The sequence below is a fragment of the Sphingomonas alpina genome (assembly GCF_014490665.1).
Classification (GTDB): Bacteria; Pseudomonadota; Alphaproteobacteria; order Sphingomonadales; family Sphingomonadaceae; genus Sphingomonas; species Sphingomonas alpina.
Genome location: NZ_CP061038.1, coordinates 2570819 through 2584750, shown reverse-complemented (window position 1 = coordinate 2584750; position 13932 = coordinate 2570819). Strand labels below are relative to the sequence as shown.

The 13932-nt window shown below is 62.5% G+C and carries 12 protein-coding genes; 9 read left to right on the top strand and 3 right to left on the bottom strand.

Going from position 1 to position 13932, the window contains the following annotated elements:
• Window positions 1–11 precede the first annotated feature (11 nt).
• Entirely contained in the window at window positions 12–341 is a 330-nt protein-coding gene (locus tag H3Z74_RS11935; RefSeq protein WP_187764079.1) for a hypothetical protein, read from the top strand.
• Between the two features lie 53 nt (window positions 342–394).
• Here H3Z74_RS11935 and H3Z74_RS11930 read toward each other — a convergent pair whose 3' ends face one another.
• Complete coding sequence (locus H3Z74_RS11930) at window positions 395–919, bottom strand: DUF5681 domain-containing protein (protein ID WP_187764078.1); 525 nt, start codon at window positions 917–919, stop codon at window positions 395–397.
• 376 nt (window positions 920–1295) lie between these two features.
• Between H3Z74_RS11930 and H3Z74_RS11925 the strand changes: the two genes are divergently transcribed.
• The 8 genes from H3Z74_RS11925 (at window position 1296) to H3Z74_RS11890 (ending at window position 12192) form a co-directional block, all read left to right on the top strand.
• Entirely contained in the window at window positions 1296–2243 is a 948-nt protein-coding gene (locus tag H3Z74_RS11925) for an alpha/beta hydrolase (protein ID WP_187764077.1), read from the top strand.
• Between the two features lie 120 nt (window positions 2244–2363).
• Entirely contained in the window at window positions 2364–3161 is a 798-nt protein-coding gene (locus H3Z74_RS11920) for an AraC family transcriptional regulator (protein WP_187764076.1), read from the top strand.
• Window positions 3162–3177: 16 nt separating this feature from the next.
• Entirely contained in the window at window positions 3178–3885 is a 708-nt protein-coding gene (locus H3Z74_RS11915; RefSeq protein WP_187764075.1) for a FadR/GntR family transcriptional regulator, read from the top strand.
• Window positions 3886–4101: 216 nt separating this feature from the next.
• Window positions 4102–4785 carry a lysozyme inhibitor LprI family protein gene (locus tag H3Z74_RS11910; RefSeq protein WP_187764074.1) on the top strand — a complete coding sequence of 228 codons (684 nt, stop codon included), beginning with the start codon at window positions 4102–4104 and terminating at the stop codon, window positions 4783–4785.
• A gap of 198 nt (window positions 4786–4983) precedes the next feature.
• Window positions 4984–6627, top strand: coding sequence for a ShlB/FhaC/HecB family hemolysin secretion/activation protein (locus tag H3Z74_RS11905; protein ID WP_187764073.1), 1644 nt, complete (start codon window positions 4984–4986; stop codon window positions 6625–6627).
• Between the two features lie 17 nt (window positions 6628–6644).
• The gene (locus H3Z74_RS11900) at window positions 6645–6962 is read left to right on the top strand and encodes a hypothetical protein (RefSeq protein ID WP_187764072.1); all 318 of its coding nucleotides are present in this window, start codon (window positions 6645–6647) and stop codon (window positions 6960–6962) included.
• Window positions 6959–10309: a beta strand repeat-containing protein gene (locus H3Z74_RS11895; RefSeq protein ID WP_187764071.1), complete on the top strand. Its 3351-nt coding sequence runs from the start codon at window positions 6959–6961 to the stop codon at window positions 10307–10309. Before H3Z74_RS11900 ends, H3Z74_RS11895 begins: the two co-directional genes overlap by 4 nt.
• The gene (locus H3Z74_RS11890; protein WP_326838815.1) at window positions 10282–12192 is read left to right on the top strand and encodes a beta strand repeat-containing protein; all 1911 of its coding nucleotides are present in this window, start codon (window positions 10282–10284) and stop codon (window positions 12190–12192) included. The genes H3Z74_RS11895 and H3Z74_RS11890 overlap by 28 nt, the downstream gene beginning before the upstream one ends.
• Window positions 12193–12262: 70 nt before the next feature.
• Here the strand turns inward: H3Z74_RS11890 and H3Z74_RS11885 are convergent, their stop codons facing one another.
• Complete coding sequence (locus H3Z74_RS11885; RefSeq protein ID WP_187764069.1) at window positions 12263–12925, bottom strand: 2-hydroxychromene-2-carboxylate isomerase; 663 nt, start codon at window positions 12923–12925, stop codon at window positions 12263–12265.
• Window positions 12922–13884, bottom strand: coding sequence for a haloalkane dehalogenase (locus tag H3Z74_RS11880; RefSeq protein WP_187764068.1), 963 nt, complete (start codon window positions 13882–13884; stop codon window positions 12922–12924). The genes H3Z74_RS11885 and H3Z74_RS11880 overlap by 4 nt, the downstream gene beginning before the upstream one ends.
• Window positions 13885–13932: the final 48 nt, after the last annotated feature.

Below are 13932 nucleotides of genomic sequence, written 5' to 3'. Positions count from 1 at the left end.
GGGCCGCTTCAATGGACAGCTATGAATTCCCGACCGATCTCCCTGACGATACCAATGACGGGGCCGATGGCAGCGCGGGCACGCTGCGCTGGACCGCGACGATCGTCGTCCTCACCACAATGTTCCTCGCGCTGTTCAATGCGCACACCCTCACTGGCTGGGCCGAGGATCTGCCGCCCGGGCCAGCGGTGGTGAAGGTCGTGGCCGCCGCAAACACCTGGGAACAGGCCACTGCCGATCTCGGCCTGGGCTCAGGCCATGCACGCATGCACAAGGCGTGGACCCGGCTCGAGCGCAAGGGCTGGTCGGGGGAGGGCGACGTCCAGATGGCGCAGCGCTGAATTGGTATCGGCATTGCCGTCATGTCGAAGCGAGGTGCGACTGGCCCGCCCAATCACCCATCCTCACCCCGCACCACGACCCTGCACGCCTTGGGATCGAACAGGATATCGTCCGCATAGAATTGCGTGATGTCCCCGCGCTCATTCTTGCGCTCGCTGATCTCCTTCTGCTGGGCGTCGCGCTCGAACACGTTGTAGATCGCGACTTGCGTCTGTTTCTGGTCGGCTTCGGCCTGCCGCACCAGCTCGGTCCAGCGGCGCATCGCGGTGGGATTGCCGTTCAGCGCGGCCAGCGCCAGCGATCGCATCACCGCCTGGCCCATCCGCATCTCGACCGTCTTGCCGTCGATCTCCACGGGCACCATGCGATACGCTTCGTCCAGGATCATCCCCCGGGTCGGTTCATCGGATCCGCGCAGGCGGTCGCCCGGCGCGCCGGTCGCGCGCGGGCGTCCCGCCGGGTTGCCCGATTGCCCTTTGCGGAATTGATGCTCGACCGGCGGCCGGCAATTCCCCACCGCATAGCCTTCGCCTTCGTGCTCCGCGGCATCCCATCGCCCGGTCTCTTCGCGGTTCATCGCGCCACTCCGGTGCACGAATCGATGATAGGCGATTCAATATAAAAGCTGGTCATGGCAGTGCTCCGTCAATGATGAACGATCACTCCCTCAAAGCCGATTTTGCGACCGGGTTGAATCGGTTCTCCCTGTTTAGAATCAGGTGCTCCCTGTTCGCGCCGCGGCCTCTCCCTGTTCCCGGGCATCATTCTCCCTGTTCCGGGATAACAGGGAGAATGACGGATATTTCGTTGAAAAACAGCGATATTATTTCCAGTAAAACCGGTCGATCGGGACAAAAAATATACCGCTCCCTGTTATTCTCCCTGTTATCGTCGATGAACAGGGAGCACGGCGCCGGCACCGCCGCGCATGAACGGCCAATGGAGAGCCTGATATGGAAACACTGCACCTCGTCGATCCGGAACTCCGCCCGCTGCTCGACGTCTGGCCGACCCTGACCGTTACTGCGGACAATCTCGCCGACATGCGCGCGCGCCAATTACCGTTGCCGGAGATCGACACCAGCGGTTCGACGCTCGAACGGTTGAACGTGCCCGGTCCGGCCGGCGCCCCCGAAATCGAGCTGCATGTCTATGCGCCGATCGGTGCCGCTGCGCCGCTGCCGTGCATCTATCATATCCATGGTGGCGGCTATATTGGCGGCGCGGCCAAGTCGATGGAGCCGGTCCACCGCCTGATGGTCGCTGACCTTGGCTGCATCATCGTCTCGGTCGATTATCGCCTCGCGCCCGAGACGGTGTTTCCGGGCGCGATCGAGGATTGCTATGCCGGCCTCGCCTGGACCTTTGCCAACGCCGCGCGTCTCGGCATCGACACTGGCCGGATCGGCGTGATGGGTGAAAGCGCGGGCGGCGGGCTGGCGGCGGCGCTGGCGCTGCTTGCGCGCGACCGCGGCGAATACCGGCTGGCATTCCAGCATCTGATCTATCCCATGCTCGATGACCGTACCTGCGTGTCGTCCGACCCGCACCCCGTCGCCGGCGAGTTCATCTGGCATGCCCACAACAACCGCTTCGGCTGGGCGTCGCTGCTCGGCGAGGAACCGGGCGGGGAGGGTGTATCGCCCTACGCCGCCGCTGCTCGCGCGGAGGATCTTACGGGCCTGCCGCCAACCTTCATCAGCACTGGCGGGCTCGACCTCTTTCTTGAAGAGGACATCGACTATGCCCGTCGACTTATGCGCGCCGGGGTTGCGACCGAACTGCATGTCTATCCCGGCGGCTTCCACGGCTTCGACATACTGCCGGGCACGCGTATCGGCGGGGCGGCTCGACGCGACAGCCGCGCCGCGCTCGCGCACTTTCTCAAATCGACGAATTGATGGCGCAGTGCGTCCGACGCGACTTCCGGCCGTTCCGGACCGACCTATCGGATAGGATTGCAATCATGCCCCGAACGATTATGGCCCATTGACGGCCAGCAGAGTCGAAGGGAGAGCGCCATGGAAGCCTTGCCGAAGCAGACACCGATCCAGGCAGTGATCGTGGCGCCCGAAATGACCACCCTGATCGGCATTGGCGACATGGACGGTGTGGTGCTTCCCGCCGAGTCCGCGCTGCTCGTCTACAACTTCGGCGGCGTCGGTACCCCGGCAACCTTGCGCATCGCCCATGATGCTGCGGTCGAGCCGCTCGGTGAGGCGGTGGAGGGACCGGCGAGCATCTCGTTCGTCGTCACGCATGAAGTCATGGGCCGGCTGTTCGGCTGGGACTCGGCGGCCGAGCACGGCCGACGCTATCATCTGACCTCGGAGCAGCGCGCCATTGGCCTTGCGCTGCGCGATTATCCGGCAGGGACATTCTGTGAAGCCTATCGCACCGGCAAGAGCATCGAATTGCTGTGCGAGACCGGCCGTCTGCTTGCTTCAGGCGAGCTGATCCCGGTCGCCGCCGACGGCGTCCTGTCGCTCGCCGACAGCCGCCGGCTGGTCGATGCCCGGCGCATCATCGACGAACGCTGGTCGGAGAAGCTGACGCTCGACGGGCTCGCGCGTGCCTGCGGCATCAATCGCGCCAAGCTCACCCGCGGTTTCCGTGAACTCTATCATTGTACCGTGGCCGAAGCTCTGGCCGAACGGCGCCTCGCGGAGGCGAGCCGCCGACTGCTGTCGACCGACCTGCCGGTATCGAAGATCGGCTATGAAAGCGGCTATCTCAACAATGCCAGCTTCGCGCGCGCCTTCGGCCGCCGCTTCGGTGTGTCGCCCAGCGAATATCGCGGTCGCACGCTCGCTGCCTGAAGCGGCTCGCGGCACGATGTCCGACACGATGATCGATGGCGGCGGATCGCTGGTCCGCCGCGCAATGGATGCGGTCAATGCCCATATCGTCGGGCAGAAGCTGCGCGTCGGCGATACCTTGCCGGGCGAAGGGCATTTCGCCGAGCAGCTCGGGGTCAGTCGTGCGGTGATGCGCGAGGCGTTCGGGGCGCTCGCCGCACTCAGGCTGCTCGATGTCGGGAATGGCCGCCGCGCACGGGTCGGCGCGATGGACGGGTCGGTCATGGCGACCTCGCTCAGCCATGCGATCAGCACCGACCAGGTGACGGTACCGGAAATCTGGGATGTACGCCGCACTCTTGAGGTACGCACCGCCGCGCTCGCTGCCGCCAACCGCAGCGCTGGTGATGCCGCGCGCATCACTGAACTGGCCGAGGCGATGGCCGGTGACACCGTCGATATGGCGGACATCACGCGCTACGATATCGAGTTCCATGACCGCATCGCTCGCGCCGGGCGCAACGCGTTGTTCGTGCAGATCGTCCAGTCCTTCGCCCCGTTGATGCAGGTCGCCGTGCCCGCCGCTTGGCGAACCCGCGTCTCGATCGAGCATCGCGACCTGATGATCGAGCGCCACCGCGCCATCGCCGTCGCGATCGCCGACCGCGATCCGGAGGCCGCTGCCGCCGCGATGGAAGCGCATTTCGACACCGCGGTCGGCGCAGTGCTGAGCGAACTCGCCTAGGCTGGGATACCATTGGTTCAATTGGTTGAACGACCGTCGTCCCGCGAAAGCGGGGATCCCGCTGCCTTGCCCCGCACTCGGAAGAAGAAGCGGGATTCCCGCTTTCGCGGGAATGACGGAGGGAGGTTCGTCTAAGGTCTCGACCCCAGCGGCCCGTTCAATTGCGAGCATCGGCGTTTCGCGATAAACAGGGCACTCAAGTGACGGGGGTCAGCCATGCTTCGCTATGTCGCCATGTTCTTGGGTCTTGTGCTGCTCGCGGGCACCACGTCGGCTGGCGCGGCCAGCTTCGATTGCGCCAAGGCCTCGACCCGGGTGGAGAAGCTGATCTGTTCCGACCCGCAACTTTCGCACCTCGATGACAGCCTGGCGGCCGCGTACCGCGAGGCGCTCAAGCTCTGGGACGGCCGGATTGCCGCCTATGTGAAGCTCACGCAGCGCGGCTGGATGGGGGAGCGCACCCTGCTGCCGGCCGGGACCGGTATGGGCGGGGTTTATTGTGAGGATGATGCGCAACGCCTGTCCTGTTTGCGCGGTCTCTACATCGACCGGATCGCGATCCTCAAAAGCCCCGGCTTCCGGCTGAGCGGCATGTATTATCGCGGCAAGGACATGCTCAGGATCACGTCGCGTCCGGGCGGGCTGGAACTGGGCCTCGCGCAGGCCGACCCCAATGCGGTGCAGGTCTTTACCGAAGAGGGCAAACCGGTGCCGGTGGCGGCCGGCCAGACCACGATCGTCTTTCCGCTGATGGGGGAGGGGAATGAAGCTTGCCGGCTCGAGGCCGCGTTCACCGTCGATGCCGTGGTGCTGACCTCGCGCGGCCCGTGCTCCGGTGCACGGCTGGGCGGCCGCTGGTTGCGCAACCAGGCCTTCGATCCCGAAGGCGAGCAGTTCTAGGCGGCGAATGGCCGCCGATTCAATATGACGGTTCGATGACCTATTGCTTTACCCGGCGAGTCTGATCAGTAACTCGCGAAATCTCGCGGGGGAAAAATGTCATTACGGGGGCGCCGCGCCATATTGGCCGGTTCAATGGGGTTCGTGTGCGCGAGCCTTGGGACAAGTTCAGCATTTGCTCAAGCTGTGCCAGGAGCGTTGCCAAGTCGTGAGCAGGTGGAGATTCCGCGCACGACCGGTATCAAGCCCGAGGCACGCGCAACGGTGCGCGACGACAGCCCCAAGGCCGCGACATGCCCGTTTGCTGACTCATCGATCGAAGTCCGCATCGATCGGCTTCGCTATGCCCAGCCCGACGGCACGTCTTTGCCGTCGGGGGCGCTCGATGCACTGAACGGCCTTGCGCCCGCGCCTGACGTGCGCAAACTCTCCCAGCTATGCGATCTCCGCGACAGCGCCGCCAACATCCTACGCGCCAGCGGCTATGTCGCTGGTGTGACGATTCCGCCGCAGGAGATCACCACCGGTGAGGCGATCCTGACCGTTATCCTCGCCCGCCTGACCGATGTTCGGATCGAAGGCGCTCCCGGGCCGTATCGCCGCGCGCTTGAGGCGCGGATTGCCCGACTCAAGGCGCTGCCGGCGCTCAACACACGCGAAATCGAGCGCATCCTGATCGGCGCGAATGACCTACCGGGATTGCAGGTGGCGATGAACCTCCGCGCCGCCGGCACCGGCCCGGGCGAGGTGACGGGTGACCTTGCCGTGCGCTACACGCCGTTCGCGATCCTCGCCAATGTGCAGAATATGGGATCGCGCACGCTGGGCCGCGAAAGCGGTACATTGCGGCTCGAATATTATGGGCTCACCGGCCATGCTGATCGTACCTTTATCGGCGTGTCCTCGACCGCCGATGTCGATGAGCAGCAGGTGGTTCAACTCGGCCAATATTTCGGCACTGATCGCGGCACGACATTTGGTGGGCGATTCAGCTACGCTTGGTCGCGTCCGTCGATCGGCGCACTCAAGCTGAGTTCGCGCTCCTTGATCGGCGGTTTCGATGTGTCGACTCCGCTGGCGCGTAGCGTGCGCGCCACGGCGGATCTCGGCGGCGGCTTCGAAATCATTCAGCAGCAGATTCAGCTCAAGACCAGCATCGGCGGTATCCCGATTACCGAGGATAAATTGCGCATCGCCTATCTGCGCCTCTCGGGTAGTCTGCGCGCGCCGCAATTCGCCGGGCCCGACCGCTGGGCACTGGGCGGATCGCTCGAAGTTCGCAAGGGATTCGACATTTTTGGCGCCACTGAAACCGGTCGACTGACGCCGGCCGGCTATGGGCCAAGCCGCTTCGACGGCGACGCAAGCGCGACGGTGGTTCGTGCCGGACTGAACGGTTTTGTCGGTCTTGGTCGATTGGTGAGCATTGGTGGGGTGGTGCAGGGTCAATGGGCGAGCGACCCGCTGCTTAGCTTTGAGGAGTTCTCGGTCGGCAACCTGACGCTCGGCCGGGGTTATGATCCGGGTGCGACCTCCGGCGATAAGGCGGTTGGTGCGCGGATCGAACCGCGCGTTCTGTTGCCGATCAAGTCGCGGATCGGCGCGCAGGTCTTCGGCTTCTATGACGTGGTGCGCATCTGGAACGAAGACCCGTTCACGCTGGAGGATGGACGCAGCCTGCGTTCGTTCGGTGGCGGCATTCGCGCCTCGCTGGCGGGCAAATTGTCGCTTGAGGCGATGTACGCACATCCGCTCGACCCGGAACTCCGATTCCCGGGCACGCGCCGCGCATCCGACCGCGTCCTGCTGTCGCTCAATTTCCAATTCTCCCCGCGCCGTTGAGCCGAGAGGAAATCGCCATGATCAAATGTATCAATCTCCGTAACAATCTTTCCGCCACCACCGTGCTGGCCGGTGGCCTGTTGCTGCTCGCGGCCCCTGCGGCAGCGCAGAATCTGCCTGATACGGGCAATGTCACCTCGGTGACCGCAGGCATCAGCGGCGGCGCGCCGGGGTCGACCAATCCCGTGTTTACGACCAGCGGGGCTGTCGGCGCGCAGACGCTGAAGGTCGATTTGAAGGATAACCGGACGATCCTGACCTGGGGGGGAGCGGGTTTGACGTCGCGACCGGCAATAGCGTTAATTTCAAGGATTCGCGCGAGACCAGCGGCGTGACCGGCCGTACCGATAATATTGCCGTGCTTAATCGTGATATCAGCGGGCATGCTTCGCAAGTGTTGGGTAAGATAACGTCCGATCCCAATGTCGGTGTATATCTAATCAATCGCGAAGGCATCTATTTTGGTGGTCAATCATCGGTCAATACCGGCTCCTTCTTTGCGAGCGACATTGACCTGTCAAACGACAATGACTTTTTGAACGGCAGTTCAACGCTGCGCTTTTCCGTCAGCGGTTCCGTCAATGGCGGCTACGGCATTCTTTTCGGCCAGGAAGGAACCGTTGGTACGAAGATCACGACGACTTCGAATGCGGGCGTGACCGGTGGCCGCATGGGCGATCTGGTGATCCTCGGCAGGCGCATAACGGAGCAAGGTTTCCGGGTGCCCACTCTGACCGCTAACGGTGGCGACGTCGCACTCGTTGTCGCTCGCGATGTGACGATTCAGAACAGTCCGGGCAGCCCGCTATCGCTGACAGTCACGACCGGTGTACCCGATGCGCGGCTTTTGCTGAGCGGAGTTACCATTAAGGGGCGGAACGTTCTTATCGGGGCCTTCGGTGAGACGGCGACCTCGATCGACATGATCGACGCATCAATTACGGCAACAGGTGCGGCATTGACCGATCGTGGCGTTGTGCTGACGGCGGATGTTGCAGTGCCCGGCATAACAATCGCCGATGACAGTGTTTTCGCCGCTGACGGTTATATCAGAGCCTTCAATAATTCGATCGTCAGCGCGCACGACATCAATCTCGCTGCGAGTGGTAGATATCAGCTTGGTAGCATTCGAGCGGCTGGAGCAGCCGACCTCTACGCTGGCGCGTCTGACAGTACGATAAATTCTGTCGAAGGAAAGTCGGCCAATTTCTATGGCAATGGCCCGGCGAGTGTGCAGAACAGCGTCGTCACCACTGGTGGTGATCTCTCGGTAACGAGCTCCCTGTTTTACGCTGGCAGCATGAATATCGCAGGCAATATCGTCGGTATGCCCAGCGGTTCCTTCATAAGCACGGGTGGGGCGACTGTAGCAGGTACGGTTTCGATCACAGCCGACGGTATTGCGCTCCAGGATCTCGTCGCGAATGGGAAGATCACGCTGACCAGCAGCAAAGGAGTTTCGGGACGCTCGCTGCGCTCAACCATGGGCGATTTAACTCTCACCGGGCCGACGGGAATCATTTTCGATACAGTATATGCCGGCGGCAAGCTCAATCTTACCTCCGACACACAAGTCTATGTTGGTGATGGAATGGGTGTCGGTGGCGTGACCATCGGTTCCAGCACCGCGCTCCTCGGGTTAGGTAACGTGGCCGCGGGTGCCAATGCCGATCTCGTGCTAAACGGCTTGGCGCTGATCTCGTTCAATAATGGTAACATAACTGTATTGCCAACGCTTTCTGCTGGTCGTGATATTACTGTTACCACTGGTGGACAAATCAGCACCAAGACAATCGATGCTGGACGCAATCTTTCAATTACAGCTGTCGATTGGCTGTCAGCCGATAAACTCACTGCAGCAAGTGGTGATGTCTCGGTGACGGTTACTGGCGGGGCGCTATCTCCAGGCTCCGGCTATAACGTCAGCATCAATTCGATCTCGGCGGGCACAAGCGCCAGCGTAAGCGGTCTCGCGCTGTATGTCGGCAACGCGACTGGCGGGGCCAACCTCACCCTGACCGCCGGCGAAGACGTCTATCTGACCAGTGCCAGCTCAGGCGGCAGCATTGGCGTGACCGCGACAAATGGTGTGGTCAATGTGCTCGGCAATATCACCGCCGGCGGGGACTATGCGGTTTCTGGCAAGGCTGGCATCAGCGTAAGCGGGGTGCAGCTGGCAAAAGGAGCGCTCACACTCGCTACCTCCTCTGGTGGGATCTGGGGATATGGGGTCGAACTCAGGAGCAACAGCGACGGGATCGGCAATGAAGCGCTGAGCCTGTCCGCGCTGTCGGACATAGTCTTGCGCGGCGGATCCAAGCTCTTCGGCGGCCCCATGGACCAGTCCGATATCGCGATACGTTCGGGCGGGGAGATGCTTTTCCAGGCGGGTTCGAACTTGTCAGGACGCAATCTGATATTGTCAGGCGCAACCTTCATCAACGACGCGGGATCAAATCTGCTCACGGCGTCGGGTCATTGGGTGATTTACCTCGCCCGACCGAATGGCCTCAACACCTATGGCAATCTCGACAGTCATAATACCGCGATCTGGAATGCAACGCTAGCGACGCGTGCACCCGATACGATCTCGGGCAATCGTTATGTATTCGCGTTTCAGCCGACGCTGACATTTTCCACGGTCGATTTCTCCAAGATCTACGGTGTGACTCTCAACGGCTCGTCTGGAATTCCGTTCGGCATAACGGGCTATCAGCCCGGAATTGATGGGGCCTTTCTTGCCGACACCAGCTCAACTGCCTTTTCCGGCGTGCCGTTGATCGGATCGAACGGTTTCGCCGAGCGTGCAACGGTCGCTGGCGGGGCCTATGGAACCTCGATCACACTCGGCTCACTGCAAAGCGACGCCGGCTACGCTTTCGCCTTCACCAACCCCGGCATGCTGACCGTAATACCCAAGGCGATTACCGGCACAGTCACCGCCAACAGCAAGATCTATGACGGGGCCGCCACGGGAAGTGGCACGGTTGCACTCAATGGCGTGCTTAGTGGCGATGGCGTCGGGACGACAGGCACAGTCTTCACTTTCGCCAACAAGAATGCGGGAATAGGCAAGACGGTCACTGTCTCAGGGACCCAACTGACCGGCGACGATTCGGGAAATTATGCCCTCACGTTTCCAACAACCGTATTGGCGGACATCCTGCAGAAAGCGCTCACCGGTACCATCACTGCTAACAACAAGGTTTATGACGGCACGGTCACCGGAACCGGCGCTATCGTTCTCAATGGCGTGGTGTCTGGCGACGATGTCGGCACCACCGGCACAATGTTCAGTTTCGCAAATAAAAATGCCGCTACCGGCAAAACCGTCAACGTCAGCGGGACCACATTGAGCGGACCCGATGCAGCCAATTATACGCTCACCCTCCCGGCGAGCGCGCTGGCCGATATCTTTAAAAAGGCGATCGCCGGCTCGATCAGCGTCAACGGCAAAACCTATGACGGCACAACCAGCGCGACCGGTGTGGTGACGCTGAACGGCGTCGTTGCGGGTGATGCGGTCGGCACCTCTGGCACAGCCATGGCCTTCGCGGACAAGAACGCCGGCACCGGCAAGACTGTCAACGTGAGCGGTACGACGCTGACCGGTGGTGATGCGGGCAATTACACACTGACCATCCCGACCTCGGCATTTGCCGATATCCTCAAAAAGCCCTGACCGGCACCGTCACTGCAAATTCGAAAACCTATGACGGGACCCAGGCTGGAACTGGCACCGTTTCACTTGGCGGCGTGGTGAGCGGCGACCATGTCGGCACCACCGGCACCGCCTTCGCGTTCGCGGACAAGAATGCGGGGGCCGGCAAGACACTGACTGTGTCGGGCACCGCGCTGACTGGCGCGGATGCGGGGAATTATACCTTCACCATCCCGGCCAGCGCTCTCGCCGATATCTTCCAGAAAGCGCTTGCCGGAACCGTGATCGTCAATTCCAAGACCTATGATGGCATCGCTGCGGGAACGGGGACCGTGACGCTGAACGGCGTTGTCAGCGGCGATGCAATCGGGACGACGGGCACAATCATCACTTTCGCCGACAAGAATGCCGGCACGGGCAAGACCGTGGCGATTACCGGCACCACGCTGACCGGCGCGGATGCGGGCAATTATACCATGACGCTCCCCGCGAGCGCGCTCGCCGATATCTTCAGAAAGGCGATCACCGGTTCGGTCACCGTCAACAGCAAGACCTATGACGGCATCACCAATGCCACCGGTACGGTCGCGCTGGACGGCGTGGTCGGCGGTGACGCGGTCGGCACTGCCGGCACGGTCCTGACCTTTGACGACAAGAAAGCTGGCACTGGCAAGACCGTCACCGTCAGCGGCACGACGCTGACCGGCGGCGATGCGGGCAATTATACGCTCACAATTACCACTTCCGCGCTCGCCGATATCCTCAAAAAGGCGATCAGCGGTACTGCTGCCGTCGATAGCAAGACCTATGACGGGACGACCAATGGGACGGGTAGCGTGGCGCTCAATGGTGTGGTCGCTGGCGACACAGTTAGCGCGACCGGCACCGTCTTCACCTTTGCCGACAAGAATGCCGGCGCGGGCAAGACGGTGAGCATCACCGGGACGACCCTGAGCGGGGACGACGCGCAAAACTACACCTTGGCGATCCCCTCGACCATGCTCGCCGACATCTTCAAGAAGTCGATCACCGGCAACGTCGCGGTTGACAGCAAGGCCTATGACGGCACGACCAGCGCGACCGGTATGGTGACGCTGAACGACCTCGTTGCGGGTGACGCGGTCGGTACCAACGGGACGCTCCTCTCGTTCGCCGACAAGAATGCGGGGACTGGCAAGGCCGTGACGATAAGCGGTACCGCACTCATCGGGGCTGATGGGGGCAATTATACACTTGCACTACCGTCGAGTGCACTGGCGGACATCCTCAAAAAGGCGATTACCGCGACGGTAACGGTCGCTGACCGGGCCTATGACGGCACCACCTCCGCCACAGGTACCACGACGCTCAACGGCGTCATCGCCGGGGACAGTGTCGGTACGGTCGGCACCGTATTTTCGTTTGCCGACAAGAATGCCGGAGCGGGCAAGGCCGTCGCGGTCAGCGGAACTACGCTGACCGGTGGGGATGCGGGCAATTACACGCTGACTGTGCCGGCAAGTGTGCTTGGTACCATCTCACGGCGTCAGGTTGATATCCGGCCTGACGATATCACCAAGGATCAGGGTACTCCCGATCCGGCGCTGACCTTTACGATCAGCGGCGGATCACTGGTGACGGGTGACTCGCTTACCGGCGCGTTGGGGCGTGCGGCGGGTGAGCTACCGGGCAATTATGCAATCCTGATCGGCACGCTGACCGGCGGGGCGAATTATGACCTGCACTTGCAGGGCGGCACATTCATGATCGTGACCCGGCTGTCGGATTCGATCGGGGAACTCCAGGCGCTTAGGGTGGTAATGCTGCCGGCGCAGATCCCTGACCTCAGCGCGTCGGGTGCGGCGGTGACGGTCGGCAAGCAGGACATCTGCGGCACCGACGAGACCTGCACTACGGGCAACTGATGCGGGATGGTCCCTTCCGGTGAGCCGGCATCGGAAGAGGGCGCCTTGAATGTGTGGCTGCCTCAGCTTTTCACCGCTTGCCTTGACGGTGCATCAGGCCTTTCTGTGCCATGCGCCATGTCAACTGGTCGAAGCGATCCTGGCCGAAGAACGGCTCGCCGTCGAACAGCATCAGCGGCACGCCGTAATGGCCGCCGGCGCGTTGCGCGTCCTGCGACGCTTCGATCGTGCGGTCGAAGCGATCCGGGTCGGCGGCGATCGCGGCGTCCAACTCGGCCAGGTCGAGCCCGGCCCGGCCGACAGCGCGGGCGAGATGATCGCCCTGATGCCAATTGTCGGTCGTGCCGTCCCAGATGATCCGGCTGACCTCGTCGATGAAGCGCAGGCCATGGCCGCGTTCGGCTGCCGCCTGGCCGAGCCGGGTGAGGCGGTGGATATGCGGCTGCTCCTTTGGATAGGTGCGCGTCACCGGGTCCATCAGCACTGGATCGGGCACCGGCCAGCGGATCGGCAGGCCGGCGAACTCGGCGCTGCGCCGCATGTCGAGCATGAAATAGCTGAACCACAGCGGATCGGATTTGGCGAAGAAGTCCGGCTGGCGGACAGCGATCGGATAGACCGGGCGGACGGTACAGGTGACGTCGTAGTCGCGCTCCAGTTCGACCAGCCGCCGTGTGACCAGATAGGAGTAAGGAGAACGGAACGACCAGTAGAGATCGTAGCCAAGCGTCACAGCGCGGCGCCTTGCCTCTTGAGATAGGGTTGCCCGGCTTCAGAGCTCATCGCCTGACCATCGGCGCGAACGAAGGAGTCGATGATCGCGCACAATTGCTCGGGTGCGTCCTCCTGCAGGAAATGGCCGGCATTCTCGATCGTCACATGCGGCTGGCCTTTGGTCCCGGGTACGCGTTGCAGAAAGGGCCGGGCGCCGCCCGCCGTCACCGGATCCTTGTCGCTGAAACAGGTGAGGACCGGCTTGTCGAACTGTTCCAGCGCCCCCCATGCGGCGAGGTTTTCCGGGACCGATGCCTGGTCGGGCTGGATCGGCACCAGCGTCGGGAAGATGCGCGCGCCGGCCTTGTAGCTCTCGTCCGGATAGGGCGCGTCATAGGCGGCCATCTCGGCGGCGCTCAGGTTCCGCACCACGCCGCCATTGACGATAAAGCCCGTAGGGAAGGGGTCGACCTTCTGGCTGAACTGGCGCCACGCCTCGAACGCGTCGGAAAAGCCCGAGCCGGTGGGCAGGCCGGTATTGCCGACGATCACCCGTGCGAAGCGGTCGGGAAAGGCGGCGACCAGCCTGAGCCCGATCAGCCCGCCCCAGTCCTGGCAGAACAGGGTGATGTCGGTCAGGTCGAGCGCCTGGAGCCAGGCGCTCATCCAGGCGACATGGCGTTCATAGCTATAGTCGCTGAGCGCGACCGGCTTGTCGGACTTGCCAAAGCCGATCAGGTCGGGCGCAATGACACGGTGGCCCTTCGCGGCGAGCGTGGGCACGAATTTGCGGTAGAGATAGGACCAGCTCGGCTCACCATGCATCAGCAGGACAGGAGCAGCGTCGGCGGGGCCTTCATCGACATAATGGAGGCGCAGTGCCGTGCCGTCCGCATCGACCACGGTCCGGTAATGCGGTGCGAAGGAATAATCCGGCAGGTCGGCAAAGCGCTCGTCGGGCGTTCTCAATACCAGCACGTCGCTCTCCTCGATATATTGGCATTGTAGATGCCATATGTTCAAGAA

Excerpts from the sequence above, each read along its gene's own strand:
- H3Z74_RS11935 (WP_187764079.1), top strand. The coding sequence starts at position 12 with ATGGACAGCTATGAATTCCCGACCGATCTCCCTGACGATACCAATGAC.
- H3Z74_RS11930 (WP_187764078.1), bottom strand. The coding sequence starts at position 919 with ATGAACCGCGAAGAGACCGGGCGATGGGATGCCGCGGAGCACGAAGGC.
- H3Z74_RS11925 (WP_187764077.1), top strand. The coding sequence starts at position 1,296 with ATGGAAACACTGCACCTCGTCGATCCGGAACTCCGCCCGCTGCTCGAC.
- H3Z74_RS11920 (WP_187764076.1), top strand. The coding sequence starts at position 2,364 with ATGGAAGCCTTGCCGAAGCAGACACCGATCCAGGCAGTGATCGTGGCG.
- H3Z74_RS11915 (WP_187764075.1), top strand. The coding sequence starts at position 3,178 with ATGTCCGACACGATGATCGATGGCGGCGGATCGCTGGTCCGCCGCGCA.
- H3Z74_RS11910 (WP_187764074.1), top strand. The coding sequence starts at position 4,102 with ATGCTTCGCTATGTCGCCATGTTCTTGGGTCTTGTGCTGCTCGCGGGC.
- H3Z74_RS11900 (WP_187764072.1), top strand. The coding sequence starts at position 6,645 with ATGATCAAATGTATCAATCTCCGTAACAATCTTTCCGCCACCACCGTG.